The following is a 13,780-nucleotide window of genomic DNA, read 5'->3' on the forward strand; positions in this document are numbered from 1 at the left end:
TCAGGTGACGGGACCACGCACGCGGAGCCTTCAGGCGGTTCCGTGGAAACACGGGCGGCTACAGCGCCCCGACAGGGGCGCTGGGAACTGCGCGACCAGCCACAACGGACCCGCAGCCGAAGTTCCGCCCAACCCGCGGAGCGCCTCGCGGGGACTATTCGAGAAGCTCCGCGTACGAACCCATGGCCAAGGCGACATCCGCCTGCGCCCAGAACCGGTGATACGTGAAGACGGGCGCGGCCCCGCCCGCCAGATAGCTCTGGATCTTCGACCACGCCGGATCGTTCTTGTAGAAGGACCGCAGCGAGGCGAACGTGGAAGCGGAGTTGACCGCGTCCCCGTTCGGCATCGTCCCGCTCCACCCGCTCGGCACATACACGCTGTCGTCGAACCGGTTGTAGTCCGCGCGGGTCTCCGGCACGGCGATGCCCAGGCTGTCCTGGTAGTTGCTCCACATGCCGTCGAGCAGCGCCTTCGCCGTCGTCTTCGCCGCGGCGGAACCGGACTTCGCGGCGTAGTACGTCAACGTCTTGGCATAGGCGGCGGCCACGCCGACGTCATTGGTGTAGTCGGCGACCGTGACGTGAAGTCCCGCATTGGCACCGGGACTTGACGCGTTCCAGGTGTCGGGCTGCCCCGACCACTGCAGCGTCGAGGGGATCAGATACGTGCCGTCCGGGTTGATGGTGGTCTTGGACAGCGCCCACGCGACCCACTTGTCGAGGACCGCCTTCGCGCTCGCGTTCCCCGTCTGCTGGTAGTACTCGGCGACCCGCTCCATCGACCACGCCTGGAAGCCGAACCACTGGTTGGACGGCGGGTCGTGGTAGACGGGCTGCTGGTCGTAGTACATGCCGTAGAACGTCGACGTCCCGGCCGGCGGACTCGCGTACCGGCCCTGCCAACTGTTCGTCGCCCCACCGGCGATGGCGCCCTCGCTCGACTGCAGCCAGCGGTAGAACTCCAGCTGCCGGGTCAGCGAGGTACCCCAATCCGCCGCACCCGTCGCGGACTTGGGCTTCAGATCCGCGTACGAACTCAACGCGTAGGCGGCCAGGGGGTTTTGATAGCCCCCGTGCACATGGCTGGACCCGATGCGCCACGCCCAGCCCGCGCTGGTGTCGTTGGCGCCGCCCCACGCGTAGTACCAGGACAGCAGATAGTCCGAGGCGTCCTTGCCGGTACCGGCCGGACAGGTGGACGGTCCGACACAGTTGCCGATCTTCTTGAAGTACTTGTCGTACATGGCGTAGCGCAGATAGTCGCCCATCTTGGCCGCCTTGCCGACGGTCGCGGAGACGTCGGCACCCTTGCCCTGTTCCTTGGCCCAGGTGTCCGCCCAGTACGCGGCCTGCACGGCCCGCGCGTCGGCGTCCGGGGCGTCCGTGTACTTCCACTGCTTGGCGTACGAGGAGTCACCGGTGAAGAGGTCCAGGTACCCGTTCGTACCGCCGTACTTGAAGGCGTCGCAGGTCGGCTGCGGCACCGTTTCCCACACGGACTCCTGCGGTCCGCGCTGGAAGGTGTTGATGTACGACGGCCCGCTCGCCGTCGGCCCCGCCTCGCACCCGCCGCCCGGCGTATCGCCGTAGCCGTAGGTGTTGTCGACATCCTCCAGCCAGTGCATACCGTAGACATCGTCCGTACCGTATGCGGTCTTCAGTTCACCGGCGATCGGATCCGATCCCACCGCCACCGAGGTGTCGAGCTTCGCCGGATACTCGTTCGGGGTGTCCAGCTCGGGCGCGTACGTCGCCGGTTTCGAGGCGTTGTAGAAGGAGTTCGTCGGCTGGTCGGCGTGGGTGGGGATCATGTACTTCTCCATGAGGGCCCAGGCGCCGTTGAACTTCGACCAGTCGCCCGTCACCTTGCCGTACATCGCCTGCAGCCACAGCAGATAGCTGTACGCCTCCGACGTCGTCTCGTGCCCCTGGTCCGGCGCCTCGACGATCAGGGTCTCCACCGAGTGGTAGGGGATGCCCTGCGGCGAGAAGTAGCCGTTCGCCGGGTTGGTGATCTTCCCGTAGAGGTCCAGGAAGCGGGCGTCGTACGCGTTCGCCGCCGCCAGCTCCGTCGCCGTGACCGTCGCCTTGGTGAACCCCGTCGCCGTCGAGTCGAAGGACGCCGAACCGGTGCCCGACGCGTCGGCCGTGAGGGTCACCGTCTGCGCGGTGTTCCAGTTCGACGGCGTGAACGTGAGCGACGCGCCGCCGGTGACCGACAGACCCGTGTTGCCGCTCGCGCGGGCCGTCGCGACCGTCACGTTCGACGACGGCTGAGAGGACAGCGACACCGCGTACGTGCCCGACTTCCCCTGCTGGACGCCCAGTTGGGTCGGCGAGGCCACGATCGCGGGTCCCGAGGCGACCGTGATGCCGACCGGCGTGGACGCACCCGACGCCCCCAGGCTGTCGTACGCCTTCGCCACCAGCGAATGACTGCCCACGGTCAATCCAGAGGCCGAGAGCGAGTACGGCGCACTCGTGTCCGTGCCGAGCAGCGTGGTGTCGTCGTAGAACTCGACCTTGCTGATCGTCGCGTTGTCGGCCGCCGCCGCGGTCGCCGCGAGCGGGACCGCGGCCCCCTGTGTGTAGATCGCGCCCGCGCTCGGGCTGGTCAGCACGGTGATCGGCGGCTGATGGGCGCCGGCGCAGGTGGTGCCGTTGATCGCGAACGAGGTGGGCGCGGTGTTGGTGCCGCTGTAGCTGAACTGCGCGCCGGTCGAGACGGCCGCGCCCGCGGCAATCGTCCCGTTGTACGACGCGTTCGTCACCGTGACCGCGCTGCCGGACTGGGACCAGGTGCCGTTCCAGCCGTTGCTGAGTTTCTGATTGCCCGTGTAGGCGTACGTCAGGGTCCAGCCGTTGATCGCGTCCGTACCCCGGTTGGTGAGGGTCAGATCCGCGGTGAAGCCGGAGCCCCAGTCATTGGTCTTGTAGTCCACGCTGCACTGAACTGTCGCCGCCTGAGCGGGAGTTGTGCCCGTCGCGAGCATCGAGACGGGAAGCGCGAGGGCCGCCACGACGGCGGTCCACAGTCGCCGCGTCAAACGGCGTCTCCTTCTGGGGTGCATGTGCTGGTTCCTCCTTGCGGCTCGGAGAGGTGGGGGCGGAGCAGCAACAAGCCTTGAACCAGTGGGAGCGCTCCCATCGTGGGGACGGGGGTGAGAGCCGTCAAGGTGCTTACGGAGTCGAAAAGATTTCGACAGGCGTGGGGTGAGGGAAAGTCGGCGAAAGTCTGTGACTCCCCTGTCCTTTACCGTCACTTGGCGCTACCTTCCTGGACACCAGTGGGAGCGAATCCGTCAGTCGACGCGTCCGTGCGACGCGTCCGAGCTGCAAGGACTCGCTCATGCGACACCCCCCGCGTTCAATCCTTTTAGCCGTCGCCGGCGCGACCGCCCTTGTCGGGGCCATGGTCGTTCCGGTCGTCACGGCATCCGGCGCCACCCCCGCGTGCACGGTGGAGTACTCGGTCACCAGCCAGTGGGACACCGGATTCCAGGGCGCAGTGCAGATCACCAACAACATGGCACCGGTGAGCAGTTGGAGCCTGAGCTTCGACTTCGCCGGCGGCCAGAAGGTCACCCAGGGCTGGAACGCCAAGTGGTCCCAGTCCGGCACGACGGTCACCGCGACCAACGAGAGCTGGAACGGCTCGCTCGGCGCCGGCGCGAGCGTCGGCGCCGGCTTCCTCGCCAACTGGTCGGGGAGCAACGCCGTACCGTCCGCGTTCAAGCTCAACGGCACCACCTGCAACGTCGATGCGGAGCCGACACCACCCACGTCGCCGCCACCGACCTCACCGCCGACCGGCGGCACCGCACCCGCGCTGCACGTCTCCGGGAACAAGCTCGTGGACGCCGCAGGCGCCAACCGCCGTCTGCTCGGCGTCAACCGGTCCGGCGGCGAGTTCATGTGCGTGCAGGGCTATGGCATCTGGGACGGCCCGGTGGACGACGCGGCCGTCGCGGCGATCGCCGACTGGAAGGCGAACGTGGTCCGCATTCCGCTCAACGAGGAGTGCTGGCTGGGTCTTTCGAACATCAAGCCCGAGTACGCGGGCGCCAACTACATCGCCGCCGTCAAGGACCTGGTGGCGAAGGTCGAGGCGCACGGCATGACCCCGATCGTCGAACTGCACTGGACCTACGGCCAGTACACCGGCAACTCGGCGGGCTGCTCCGACGTGCACGCCACCTGCCAGAAGCCGATGCCGGACGCGCAGTACACCCCGTCGTTCTGGTCCTCGGTCGCCAGCACCTTCAAGGGCGACCAGGCCGTCGCGTTCGACCTGTTCAACGAGCCCTACCCGGACCGTGCCACCTCCACGACCACCCAGGCGTGGCAGTGCTGGCGCGACGGCGGCACGTGTCCCGGCATCGGGTACGAGGTCGCCGGTATGCAGGATCTCGTCGACTCCGTACGGTCGACCGGCGCCAAGAACGTCATCATGGCCGGCGGGCTCGCGTACTCGAACGACCTGAGCCAGTGGCTGGCCTACAAGCCCACCGACCCGACCGGCAATCTCGTCGCCGCATACCACGTGTACAACTTCAACACCTGCGCGAGCGAGAGCTGCTGGAACTCCACACTCGCCCCCGTCGCGGCCCAAGTGCCCTTGGTGGCGGGGGAGATGGGCGAGAACACCTGCTCGCACGCCTTCGTCGACCAGGTCATGAAGTGGTTCGACGACCGCGGGCTCTCGTATCTCGGCTGGACCTGGAACACCTGGGACTGCTCCGCCGGTCCGTCCCTGATCTCCGACTACACCGGTACGCCCACCGCGTACGGCATCGGGCTGCGCGACCACCTGCGCGCCCTCAACGGATAGGCGCCCCACGCACCAACAGCGCACACCGAACAACGCACTTCACAGCACCCGCAACCAACTTCCTTACCAGACAAGGAAACCCGCACTCATGAGCCGTACCAGAACAGCGTTGCTCGCTGCCTTGGTGCTCGTCGCCGGGGCCTCGGGGACGGCGGTCGCCGCCACCCCCTCCGCGGACGCGGGCATCGCCGCGATCCCCTGCAGCGTCGACTACAAGGTGCAGAACCAGTGGGACACCGGTTTCACCGCCGCCGTCACAATCACCAACAACTCGGCAGCCAAGTCGAGTTGGGCCGTGAAGTGGTCGTACGCCGGCAACCAGAAGGTCACCAGCGGCTGGAACGCGAAGATCAGCCAGAGCGGTGCCGCCGTCACGGCGGCCAATGAGACCTACAACGGGAGCCTGGCGACCGGGGGTTCGGTCAGCTTCGGCTTCAACGCCTCCTACAGCGGCACCAACGCGCTCCCGACCGCCTTCACCCTCGACGGCGTGGCCTGCAACGTCGACGACGGCAGCGGTGGGGGAGGCGGCGGTGGCGGCACCGATCCCAGCGGACGGGTCGACAACCCGTACGCGGGCGCCAAGGTGTACGTGAACCCGGAGTGGTCGGCGAAGGCCGCCGCCGAGACCGGCGGCAGCCGCGTCTCCAACCAGCCCACCGGCGTCTGGCTCGACCGTATCGCCGCCATCAACGGTGTCAACGGCGGCATGGGCCTGCGCGCCCACCTCGACGCGGCGCTCGCCCAGAAGGGCAGCGGTCAAGAGGTCGTCCAACTCGTCGTCTACGACCTGCCCGGGCGCGACTGCGCGGCCCTCGCCTCCAACGGCGAACTCGGCCCGACCGAAATCGGCCGCTACGAAAGCGAGTTCATCGACCCGATCGCCGCGATCCTCGCCGACAGCAAGTACGCCTCGCTGCGGATCGTCACCACGATCGAGATCGACTCGCTGCCCAACCTCGTGACCAACACCGGCAGCAAGGCCACCGCCACCCCGCAGTGCGACACGATGCTCGCCAACGGCAACTACGTGAAGGGCGTCGGCTACGCGCTGAACAAGCTCGGCGCGATCCCCAACGTCTACAACTACATCGACGCCGGACACCACGGCTGGCTCGGCTGGGACGACAACTTCGCCCCCTCCGCGAACCTCCTCTACCAGGCCGCCAACGCCGAGGGCGCGACCGTCAACGACGTGGCCGGCTTCATCACCAACACGGCCAACTACAGCGCCCTGAAGGAGAACAACTTCACCATCAACGACAGCGTGAACGGCGTCTCGGTGCGCCAGTCCAAGTGGGTCGACTGGAACCGCTACGTGGACGAGCTGTCGTACGCCCAGGCGTTCCGCAACCAGTTGGTGTCGGTGGGCTTCAACTCCGGTATCGGCATGCTGATCGACACGTCCAGGAACGGCTGGGGCGGGTCCGCCAGACCGACGGGCCCGGGAGCGACGACCAGTGTGGACACCTACGTCGACGGCGGACGCTACGACCGCCGCATCCAGGTCGGGAACTGGTGCAACCAGTCCGGCGCCGGTCTCGGCGAGCGTCCGCAGGCCGCCCCCGCGACCGGGATCGACGCCTATGTGTGGATGAAGCCGCCGGGCGAGTCCGACGGCTCCAGCACCGCCATCGCCAACGACGAGGGCAAGGGCTTCGACCGGATGTGCGACCCGACGTACACGGGCAACGCCCGCAACGGCAACAACATGTCGGGCGCGCTGCCGAACGCCCCGCTGTCCGGGCACTGGTTCTCGGCCCAGTTCCAGCAGCTCATGGCGAACGCGTACCCGCCCCTGTAGATCGCATACGGAAAGCGTCCACAGTAGACGCAGACGGTGATCGCGTAACGCATCGCACATGGCATACAGCCCTCCCCCGCGCCCGCAACCCAGAGCAGGGCGCGGGGGTCCGCCGGGATCAGCCCTTCCCCGCCAGCCCCCGACGGATCGCGAACTCCACCGCCGAGTAGTCGCCGTCCGGACGGTCCAGCTCGAAGGGGACCGCAGGATCCAGCGGTGGCTGTGCCAGGAAACGTGGCCGGGTGCCGTGGTTCGGCTGGGCCGCGTGGACCAGGAAGGGATGGCACAGGTACACGTCACCGGGGCTGCCGGTGGCGTACGCGAGCGGGCGGTGGGCGGTGGCCTCGACCAGTTGCGGGGCGATCTCCAGACCGGACACCCCCGCCTCGCCGTACGGTTCCAGGAGCGGTGGCACATCGAGGTGGGAGCCGACACGGATGCGGGTCGGGGCGTTGTCCTCGGCCACCTCGGTGAACAGGAACAGCATCAGCAGTGCCCGGTCCCGGGAGCGCAGGTTGACGTACCCCCAGGTCTCGCCCTCGGGGGTGTAGCTCCCGTCGATGTGCCAGCCGGCGTCGTCGGGTTCGTCCTCGTGCGGGAAACGCAGCGGGAAGGCGCCCAGGCCGTAGCGCGTCGCCCAGCGTCCCTCGCCGACCAGGAGGTCGAACGCCTCGTGCAGGGCGGGGGAGTTGGCGGCCGCGGCGAACGGGCCCTGCCCCATGCCCGGTACCCAGACCACGGGGTCCTTCCAGGTGCCCGGGTGGTCGGGGTCGTAGCCCGTCTCCCGCCACAGCAGCCGCGCGCAGTCGGCGGCGACGCGCGGCGGGAAGGCGCCCTCGATCTTCACGAACCCGTCTTCGACGAAGCGTTCCAGCAGCAGGTCGTCCATACGGGCATGCTCGGCGACCGACGACCCCCGCCGCACCCCATTTTCGGTGCCCCACCTTTTGCCGCTTCGGCAACGGATGTGGCCCTCGGACGGTGCGTCGGCGCAGGCTGACGGCACCCGGACGAGAGGCTGACCACCATGGCGCACGAGCACGATCACGACCACAAGTCCTGCCAGAACCCGGACCATCGGAACGACCACGACCACGACCACGACCACGACCACGACCACGACCACGACCACGACCACGAGCAGGACCGCGGGCCCGGCGTGGGGCAGGACCACGAGCCCGGCCCGGGCTACCACCGCCACGACCACACCGACATCGACTGGGCCGTCATGGGCCCGCTGCTGGAGTCGCAGGCGGAGCTGTTCGCGCCGCTGTACGAGCGGGCCATGGCCTGGCTGGCGAAGGAGCGGACCGATCCGGGGCTGATCGTCGACGTGGGCAGCGGGCCGGGTGTGGTCGCGTGTCTGTTCGCGGAGACGTTCCCGGGCGCCCGGGTCGTGGCCGTCGACGGTTCCGCACCCCTCCTGGAACGGGCCCGTGCCCGCGCCGAGCGGCTGGGCCACGGTGACCGCTTCGGCACGTTGACCGGTGAACTGCCCGATGTCCTCGGCGAGTTGGAGTACCCGGCGGATCTGCTGTGGGCCAGCCGCAGCCTGCATCACCTCGGTGACCAGCGCGCCGGTCTCGCCGCGTTCGCGCAGCGGCTCGCCCCGGGAGGCACCCTCGCGATCATGGAGGGCGGGCTGCCCTCCCGGTTCCTGCCGCGCGACTTCGGCATCGGCCGCCCGGGCCTGGAGGCGCGGATCGACGCGATCGAGGCCGAGTGGTTCGCACAGATGCGTGCCGACCTCCCCGGCGCCGTCACCGAGACCGAGGACTGGTCGGCCCTGCTGACCTCCGCGGGCCTGAAGTACACCGGCAGTCGCAGCTTCCTCCTCGACCTGCCCGCCCCGGCCCCGGACCGGGTCCGCGCCTATGTCGCGGCCTGGCTGACCCGGGTCCGTGACGTCTACGGCGACGCCCTGGGCGCCGAGGACCGGGCCACCCTCGACCGGCTGGTCGACCCGCAGGACCCGGCCGGTGTGCACCGGCGCGCCGATGTGTTCGTGCTCGCCGCGCACACCGTGCACACAGCGGTGCGGCCGGTGTGAACGGCCTGTGATCTCGGCGGCTTGACTTCGAGAGTGCTCAAGATGATGAACTGCACCTCCGGAAACGCGGAGTTCACCGAACCACGGGGGGCCTCATCACCATGAACGACAACTCTCACGTCGCGCTCATAACCGGCGGCGGCAGCGGGATCGGCGCGGCCGTCGCGAGACAACTCCTCAGCGCGGGCGGCCGGGTGGCCGTCACCGGCCGCAGCGAGCAGCGGCTGCATGCCTTCGCCGGTCAACTGGGACACCCCGCCGGCCTGTTGACGATTCCCGGCAGCGCCTCCGAGTACGACCAGGTGCAGGCCGCCGTGGAGACGACGCTGAAACAGTTCGGGCGGCTCGACGCGGTCGTCGCCAACGCCGGTGTCGCCACGCACGATTCGGTCGCCGAGGGCGACCCGGCGGGGTGGACCGAGATGGTGCTGACCAACGTTCTCGGGCCCGCCCTCCTGATCCGGGCGTCCGTCGACGCGCTGAAGCAGACGCACGGCCGGATCGTGCTGATCGGCAGCGTCGCCGGGTTCGTGCACACGCCCGGCAACATCTACGGTGCCACCAAGTGGGCGATGACGGGTCTCGCCGAGAACACCCGGCGCGAGGTCACGGAGTTCGGCATCGGGGTGACGCTGATCGCCCCGGGCCGGGTGGAGACCCCGTTCTGGGACGGCAACGGCAGCCCGCCGCCCGGCCGTCTGCTGACCGCCGACCACATCGCCGACACGATCCTGTGGGCGATCCGCCAGCCCGCCGGCGTCGACATCAACACCGTCGTCGTACGGCCGATCGGACAGCCCAACTGACGTAACGGCGGCAACCCGCCCACGAGCAGGGCCCGTTGCCGAGACCGACCATCGCGGCAACGGGCCTTGCGGCAACGGGCGCGAGCCGCACGCTAGTTGTTCTGCAGGAACTGCTTCGCCAGCTGGTCGCCGAGCGAGACCGCCGCGCTGTGGCTCTCGATGGGGGAGACCGTCGAGTTCTTGAACAGGATGTACGTGACGCCGGAGTCGGCGCCGCCGGTCGCCGGGTCGGGGTCGATGCCGAGGGCCTTGGCGGTGGCGTAGGAAGCCTCGCCGATGATGTTGGTGGGGCCGGTGTCGCCGACGACGGCGTACTCGACCTTGTTGTTGTAGATCACGGCGACCACACCGCCGCCCTTGATGCCGTAGCTGGAGTACTTCCAGATGCTGCTGGAGCTGGGCACCACGATGTAGGGCAGCGAATCCGCCTTCAGGGGCTTGCCGTTGGACTGGTGGAACGCGGTGTCGTCCTGGTACCAGGGGTCGGCGTTCTCGTTGCAGTTGGCGGTGCGCTGGCCGTCGCAGTCGATGTCCATGTCGGCCTTCCAGAACACGGCGCCGTTCTTGCCGCAGACCGGGATGGTGGCCGAGGTCTCGTCGTCGGTGCGGTACTTGCCGTTAGATATCTGCGAGCAGGACGTCACCTTGGAGAGCAGGTCGGCCGCGCTGACCGTGCCCTCCTGGGCGGACTTGGGGGTGGCGCCGGAGGCGCTCGCGGGGAGCACTCCGGCGGCGAGCAGGGCGGCGCCTGAGGCCGCGGCGAGGGTCAGTGTTCGGATGCGCACTGTGGGGGACCCTTCTGTTAGGAAAGTTTCCTTACCGGGTGCGCAACAAGGTGGCCCCATAGGCGTGCTCGCGTCAAGACCCTGGTACGAACCAAGTGGGCCGCGACGGAAAAACGATGCGCCCCGGAAGCCGCAGGCTCCGGGGCGCTCGAACTGCCTTGGAATCAGGCCGCGTTGAACGTCGACGGGTCGGGACCCAGGCGCCGGTCCTCGTTGAGCGCGCTGATCGCCGCGAGGTCCTCGGTGTCCAGGCTGAAGTCGAAGACCTGGATGTTCTCCTTGATCCGCGACGGCGTCACGGACTTGGGGATCACCACGTTGCCGAGCTGGATGTGCCAGCGCAGCACGATCTGGGCCGGGGTGCGGCCGTGCTTCTGCGCGATGGCGACGATCGCCGGGACCTCCAGCAGACCGCGGCCCGAGCCGAGCGGCGACCAGGCCTCGGTCGCGATGCCCTGCTCCGCGTGGTACTCGCGCCCGGCCCGCTGCTGGAGCTGCGGGTGCAGCTCGATCTGGTCGACCGCCGGGATGACCGAGGTCTCGGCGATCAGCCGCTCCAGGTGGTCGGGTTCGAAGTTGGAGACGCCGATGGCGCGCACCCGGCCGTCCGCGTGCAGCTTCTCGAACGCCTTGTAGCTGTCGACGTACTTGTCCCGGGCCGGGGTGGGCCAGTGGATCAGATACAGATCCAGGTACTCCAGGCCGAGCTTCTCCAGCGACACGTCGAAGGCGCGCAGGGTCGCGTCGTACCCCTGGTCGGTGTTCCAGAGCTTGGTGGTGACGAAGAGCTCCTCGCGCGGGACGCCGGAGGAGGCGATGGCCTTTCCGGTGCCCTCTTCGTTGCCGTAGATCGCAGCCGTGTCGATGCTGCGGTACCCGGTCTCCAGTGCCGTGGCCACCGCCCGCTCCGCCTCGTCGTCCGGCACCTGCCAGACGCCGAAGCCCAGCTGGGGCATCTCGACACCGTTGTTGAGGATGATCGGGGGGACCTTGCTGCTCACGAGCTCTCGATCCTTCAGTCGTCGGGTGGGTACTCCCCATCGTCAACGATCACGGGCCGTGGTGCATTCCTGACCGCGAAATCCGTCCGGACCCACCGGTGGATCGGTACGCTCGGCCGAAGATTGGCGAGAAATGCATCCGACCTTTTTCGGTCCGGACCATTGACCGCGGACCGTCGTGCCGCAACCCTGAAACACGCCGCCGGACGTGTCCGTGAACGTGATATGTACATGTGAACGCTGGCGCCTTTTCGGGACTCCGAGACCCCCCAGTCCTCAGGAGAGCAGGTATGTGCACGCCAGTAGCCCACTGCCCAGGTTTCTGTAGACAGCGCGCCGTATGCAGGAAACATCGGATGAAAAGGTGTGGTGAAGGCATCGCCGACCACGGCCGCGCACGGCACGCGGACCGGCGACGGCGGGCGGGTGTCTCTTCGCTCGAACCGACTGATCAGTCGGTCAATAGACCACGAACAGATCAGTTGGTCAACAGCCCAGGAAAGGGAGGATCATGAGACGCCGACGACTGCGAGCGGCCCTGACCGCGGCAGCCCTCGCCACCGCCACCCTGACCGGAGCGGCCCCGCCGCTCGAAACGGCGGTGGCGGCGAGCCGCCCGGCCACCGCGCCCGACTGGTCCGCGGCCGTCGTCGACTCCACAACGGCCCGCTACACGCCGAGCACCATCGGCGGCTGGTCCTACCCGGTCGGTCTCTACCTCTACGGCCAGTACCTCACGTACGAGCGCACCCACGACGCCCGCTACCTGACCTACATCAAGAACTACGTCGACCGTTTCGTGAAGAGCGACGGCTCGATCGACCAGTCCTTCAACAGCCTCGACAGCATGCAGGCCGGCCGCCTCCTGGTGATCCTGCACCACGAGACCGGCCAGGACCGCTACCGCAAGGCCGCCAAGAAGATCCGCGACCGCCTCGACACCTACCCGCGCACGAGCGACGGCGGCTTCTGGCACGCCGACAGCAGCAGCCGCGCCCATCAACTCTGGGCGGACGGCGTCTACATGGTGAACCCGTTCCTCGTCGAGTACGGCAAGGAGTTCGGCGACAGCGCCTACACGAACGACGAGGCCTCCAAACAGCTCTACGTCTACGGCAGCCATCTCCAGGTCGCGAACGGCCTGTTGAAGCACGCCTACGACGAGTCGCGCACCGCGAGCTGGGCCGACCCCGCGACCGGACTCGCGCCGGAGCACTGGTGCCGCGCGGTCGGCTGGTACGCGATGGCGATCACCAATGTCCTCGACGCACTCCCCGCCGACCATCCGCGGCGGCCCCAACTCCTCGCCATCTTCCGCCGGTTGGCGGCCGGACTCGAGAAGTACCAGGACCCGGCGACCGGCCGCTGGTTCCAGGTCGTGGACAAGGGCGCCCGCAGCGACAACTGGACCGAGACGTCCTGTTCCAGCATGTTCACGTACGCCCTCTCGCGCGGTGCCCAACAGGGCTATCTCGACCGGCACTTCGCCGACGTCGCCCGGCGCGGCTACGAGGGCGTCCTCGCGCGCCTCTCGGTCGGCACCGACGGCCGCACCGAACTCTCGGACATCTCCGTCGGCACCAACGTCGGCGACTACGCCTACTACGTCGGCCGCACCCGGGCCACCAACGACTTCCACGGCCTGGGCGCCTTTTTGATCATGAACGAACAACTGCGAGGTGATTAGTGTCATGAGCACGTCCAGAAGGGCGGTTCTCGGAACCGCCCTCGGCGGAGTCGCCGGCGCGGCGGTCGGCCTGTCCGCCGCCCCCGCGACAGCCGCCTCCTGGCAGCAGAAGTGGGCGCCGACCGCGAGCGGCGACGGCCTCGGCGCCTTCGAGACCGTCGAGGACGACCGCGCCGACTCGCACCCGGCCGGGCACCCGCACATCTACGCCACCGGGAACAACTGGCGCTTCAACATGCATACGGTCGACCGCGACACGTCGACGGACCGCCAGCGGCAAGAGGTCACCGGGCTGCGCACCGGCAGCAGCAGCTACTTCAAGTGGACCCAGGGGCAGACCTGGCGGATCACGTATTCCATGTACATCCCCAGCTCCCTGAAGGCGACCACGACCTTCACGCACATCATGCAGATGAAGCAGCCCGGCAACGGCACCTCGCCGATCGTCGTCCAGTCCCTGCGGCGCGTGAACGGTGTGCAGACCATCGAGCTGAACCTGCCGATCGCCGGTGTCCTCGTCGGCCGTACCGGCCTCGATCCGCTGCACGACCGCTGGACCGACGTCGACTTCCAGCTCAAGGTCGGCAACGGCACGGCCGGTTCGGTCCGCTGGATCCTCAAGTCCGGCTCCACGACCGTGATCGACGAGTCGAGGACCGGAGTCGACACCTTCCTCGCCGACCGGGTCCGCCCCAAGTGGGGCATCTACCGCTCCCTCGGCGACACCTCCGGGTCCCTGCAGGACACCTACCTCCTGCTCACCGATCTCCGCGGCTACCAACTCGTGTGAGGAGCCCGTTCCGTGAAACCCCCC

10 protein-coding genes are annotated in these 13,780 nt (G+C 68.4%); 6 read left to right on the top strand and 4 right to left on the bottom strand.

Annotated features, from left to right (window positions below):
- Positions 1 to 154 precede the first annotated feature (154 nt).
- Positions 155 to 3,073 carry a glycoside hydrolase family 48 protein gene (locus tag ACWDEW_RS01685; RefSeq protein WP_450508549.1) on the bottom strand — a complete coding sequence of 973 codons (2,919 nt, stop codon included), beginning with the start codon at positions 3,071 to 3,073 and terminating at the stop codon, positions 155 to 157.
- A 278-nt stretch (positions 3,074 to 3,351) separates the two neighbouring features.
- On the opposite strand from ACWDEW_RS01685, the gene ACWDEW_RS01690 reads away from it, so the two are divergent.
- The gene (locus ACWDEW_RS01690) at positions 3,352 to 4,833 is read left to right on the top strand and encodes a cellulase family glycosylhydrolase (RefSeq protein WP_450508550.1); all 1,482 of its coding nucleotides are present in this window, start codon (positions 3,352 to 3,354) and stop codon (positions 4,831 to 4,833) included.
- A gap of 88 nt (positions 4,834 to 4,921) precedes the next feature.
- A complete protein-coding gene (locus ACWDEW_RS01695; protein WP_450508552.1) occupies positions 4,922 to 6,637 on the top strand; it encodes a glycoside hydrolase family 6 protein in 1,716 nt (571 codons plus the stop codon).
- Positions 6,638 to 6,755: 118 nt separating this feature from the next.
- Here ACWDEW_RS01695 and ACWDEW_RS01700 read toward each other — a convergent pair whose 3' ends face one another.
- Entirely contained in the window at positions 6,756 to 7,526 is a 771-nt protein-coding gene (locus tag ACWDEW_RS01700) for a phytanoyl-CoA dioxygenase family protein (RefSeq protein WP_450508554.1), read from the bottom strand.
- A 138-nt stretch (positions 7,527 to 7,664) separates the two neighbouring features.
- Here ACWDEW_RS01700 and ACWDEW_RS01705 point away from each other — a divergent pair, with 138 nt between their 5' ends.
- Together ACWDEW_RS01705 and ACWDEW_RS01710 are read left to right on the top strand one after the other, a co-directional pair.
- Positions 7,665 to 8,687, top strand: a complete 1,023-nt coding sequence (locus tag ACWDEW_RS01705) for a class I SAM-dependent methyltransferase (RefSeq protein ID WP_450508556.1) — start codon at positions 7,665 to 7,667, stop codon at positions 8,685 to 8,687.
- A 101-nt stretch (positions 8,688 to 8,788) separates the two neighbouring features.
- Positions 8,789 to 9,493: an SDR family oxidoreductase gene (locus ACWDEW_RS01710; RefSeq protein ID WP_019073098.1), complete on the top strand. Its 705-nt coding sequence runs from the start codon at positions 8,789 to 8,791 to the stop codon at positions 9,491 to 9,493.
- Positions 9,494 to 9,585: 92 nt separating this feature from the next.
- Here the strand turns inward: ACWDEW_RS01710 and ACWDEW_RS01715 are convergent, their stop codons facing one another.
- Positions 9,586 to 10,278: a glycoside hydrolase family 75 protein gene (locus ACWDEW_RS01715; protein WP_450508558.1), complete on the bottom strand. Its 693-nt coding sequence runs from the start codon at positions 10,276 to 10,278 to the stop codon at positions 9,586 to 9,588.
- Between the two features lie 164 nt (positions 10,279 to 10,442).
- On the bottom strand, positions 10,443 to 11,279 hold the full coding sequence (locus ACWDEW_RS01720; RefSeq protein ID WP_450508560.1) for an aldo/keto reductase: 837 nt from the start codon (positions 11,277 to 11,279) through the stop codon (positions 10,443 to 10,445).
- Positions 11,280 to 11,790: 511 nt separating this feature from the next.
- On the opposite strand from ACWDEW_RS01720, the gene ACWDEW_RS01725 reads away from it, so the two are divergent.
- Entirely contained in the window at positions 11,791 to 12,966 is a 1,176-nt protein-coding gene (locus ACWDEW_RS01725) for a glycoside hydrolase family 88/105 protein (RefSeq protein ID WP_450508562.1), read from the top strand.
- A 4-nt stretch (positions 12,967 to 12,970) separates the two neighbouring features.
- Entirely contained in the window at positions 12,971 to 13,756 is a 786-nt protein-coding gene (locus ACWDEW_RS01730; RefSeq protein ID WP_450508564.1) for a Tat pathway signal sequence domain protein, read from the top strand.
- Positions 13,757 to 13,780: the final 24 nt, after the last annotated feature.

This window comes from Streptomyces sp. NPDC001100, assembly GCF_053598575.1.

Coding starts and splice junctions, on each gene's coding strand:
- ACWDEW_RS01685 (WP_450508549.1), bottom strand. CDS start 3,073: ATGCACCCCAGAAGGAGACGCCGTTTGACGCGGCGACTGTGGACCGCC.
- ACWDEW_RS01690 (WP_450508550.1), top strand. CDS start 3,352: ATGCGACACCCCCCGCGTTCAATCCTTTTAGCCGTCGCCGGCGCGACC.
- ACWDEW_RS01695 (WP_450508552.1), top strand. CDS start 4,922: ATGAGCCGTACCAGAACAGCGTTGCTCGCTGCCTTGGTGCTCGTCGCC.
- ACWDEW_RS01700 (WP_450508554.1), bottom strand. CDS start 7,526: ATGGACGACCTGCTGCTGGAACGCTTCGTCGAAGACGGGTTCGTGAAG.
- ACWDEW_RS01705 (WP_450508556.1), top strand. CDS start 7,665: ATGGCGCACGAGCACGATCACGACCACAAGTCCTGCCAGAACCCGGAC.
- ACWDEW_RS01710 (WP_019073098.1), top strand. CDS start 8,789: ATGAACGACAACTCTCACGTCGCGCTCATAACCGGCGGCGGCAGCGGG.
- ACWDEW_RS01725 (WP_450508562.1), top strand. CDS start 11,791: ATGAGACGCCGACGACTGCGAGCGGCCCTGACCGCGGCAGCCCTCGCC.
- ACWDEW_RS01730 (WP_450508564.1), top strand. CDS start 12,971: ATGAGCACGTCCAGAAGGGCGGTTCTCGGAACCGCCCTCGGCGGAGTC.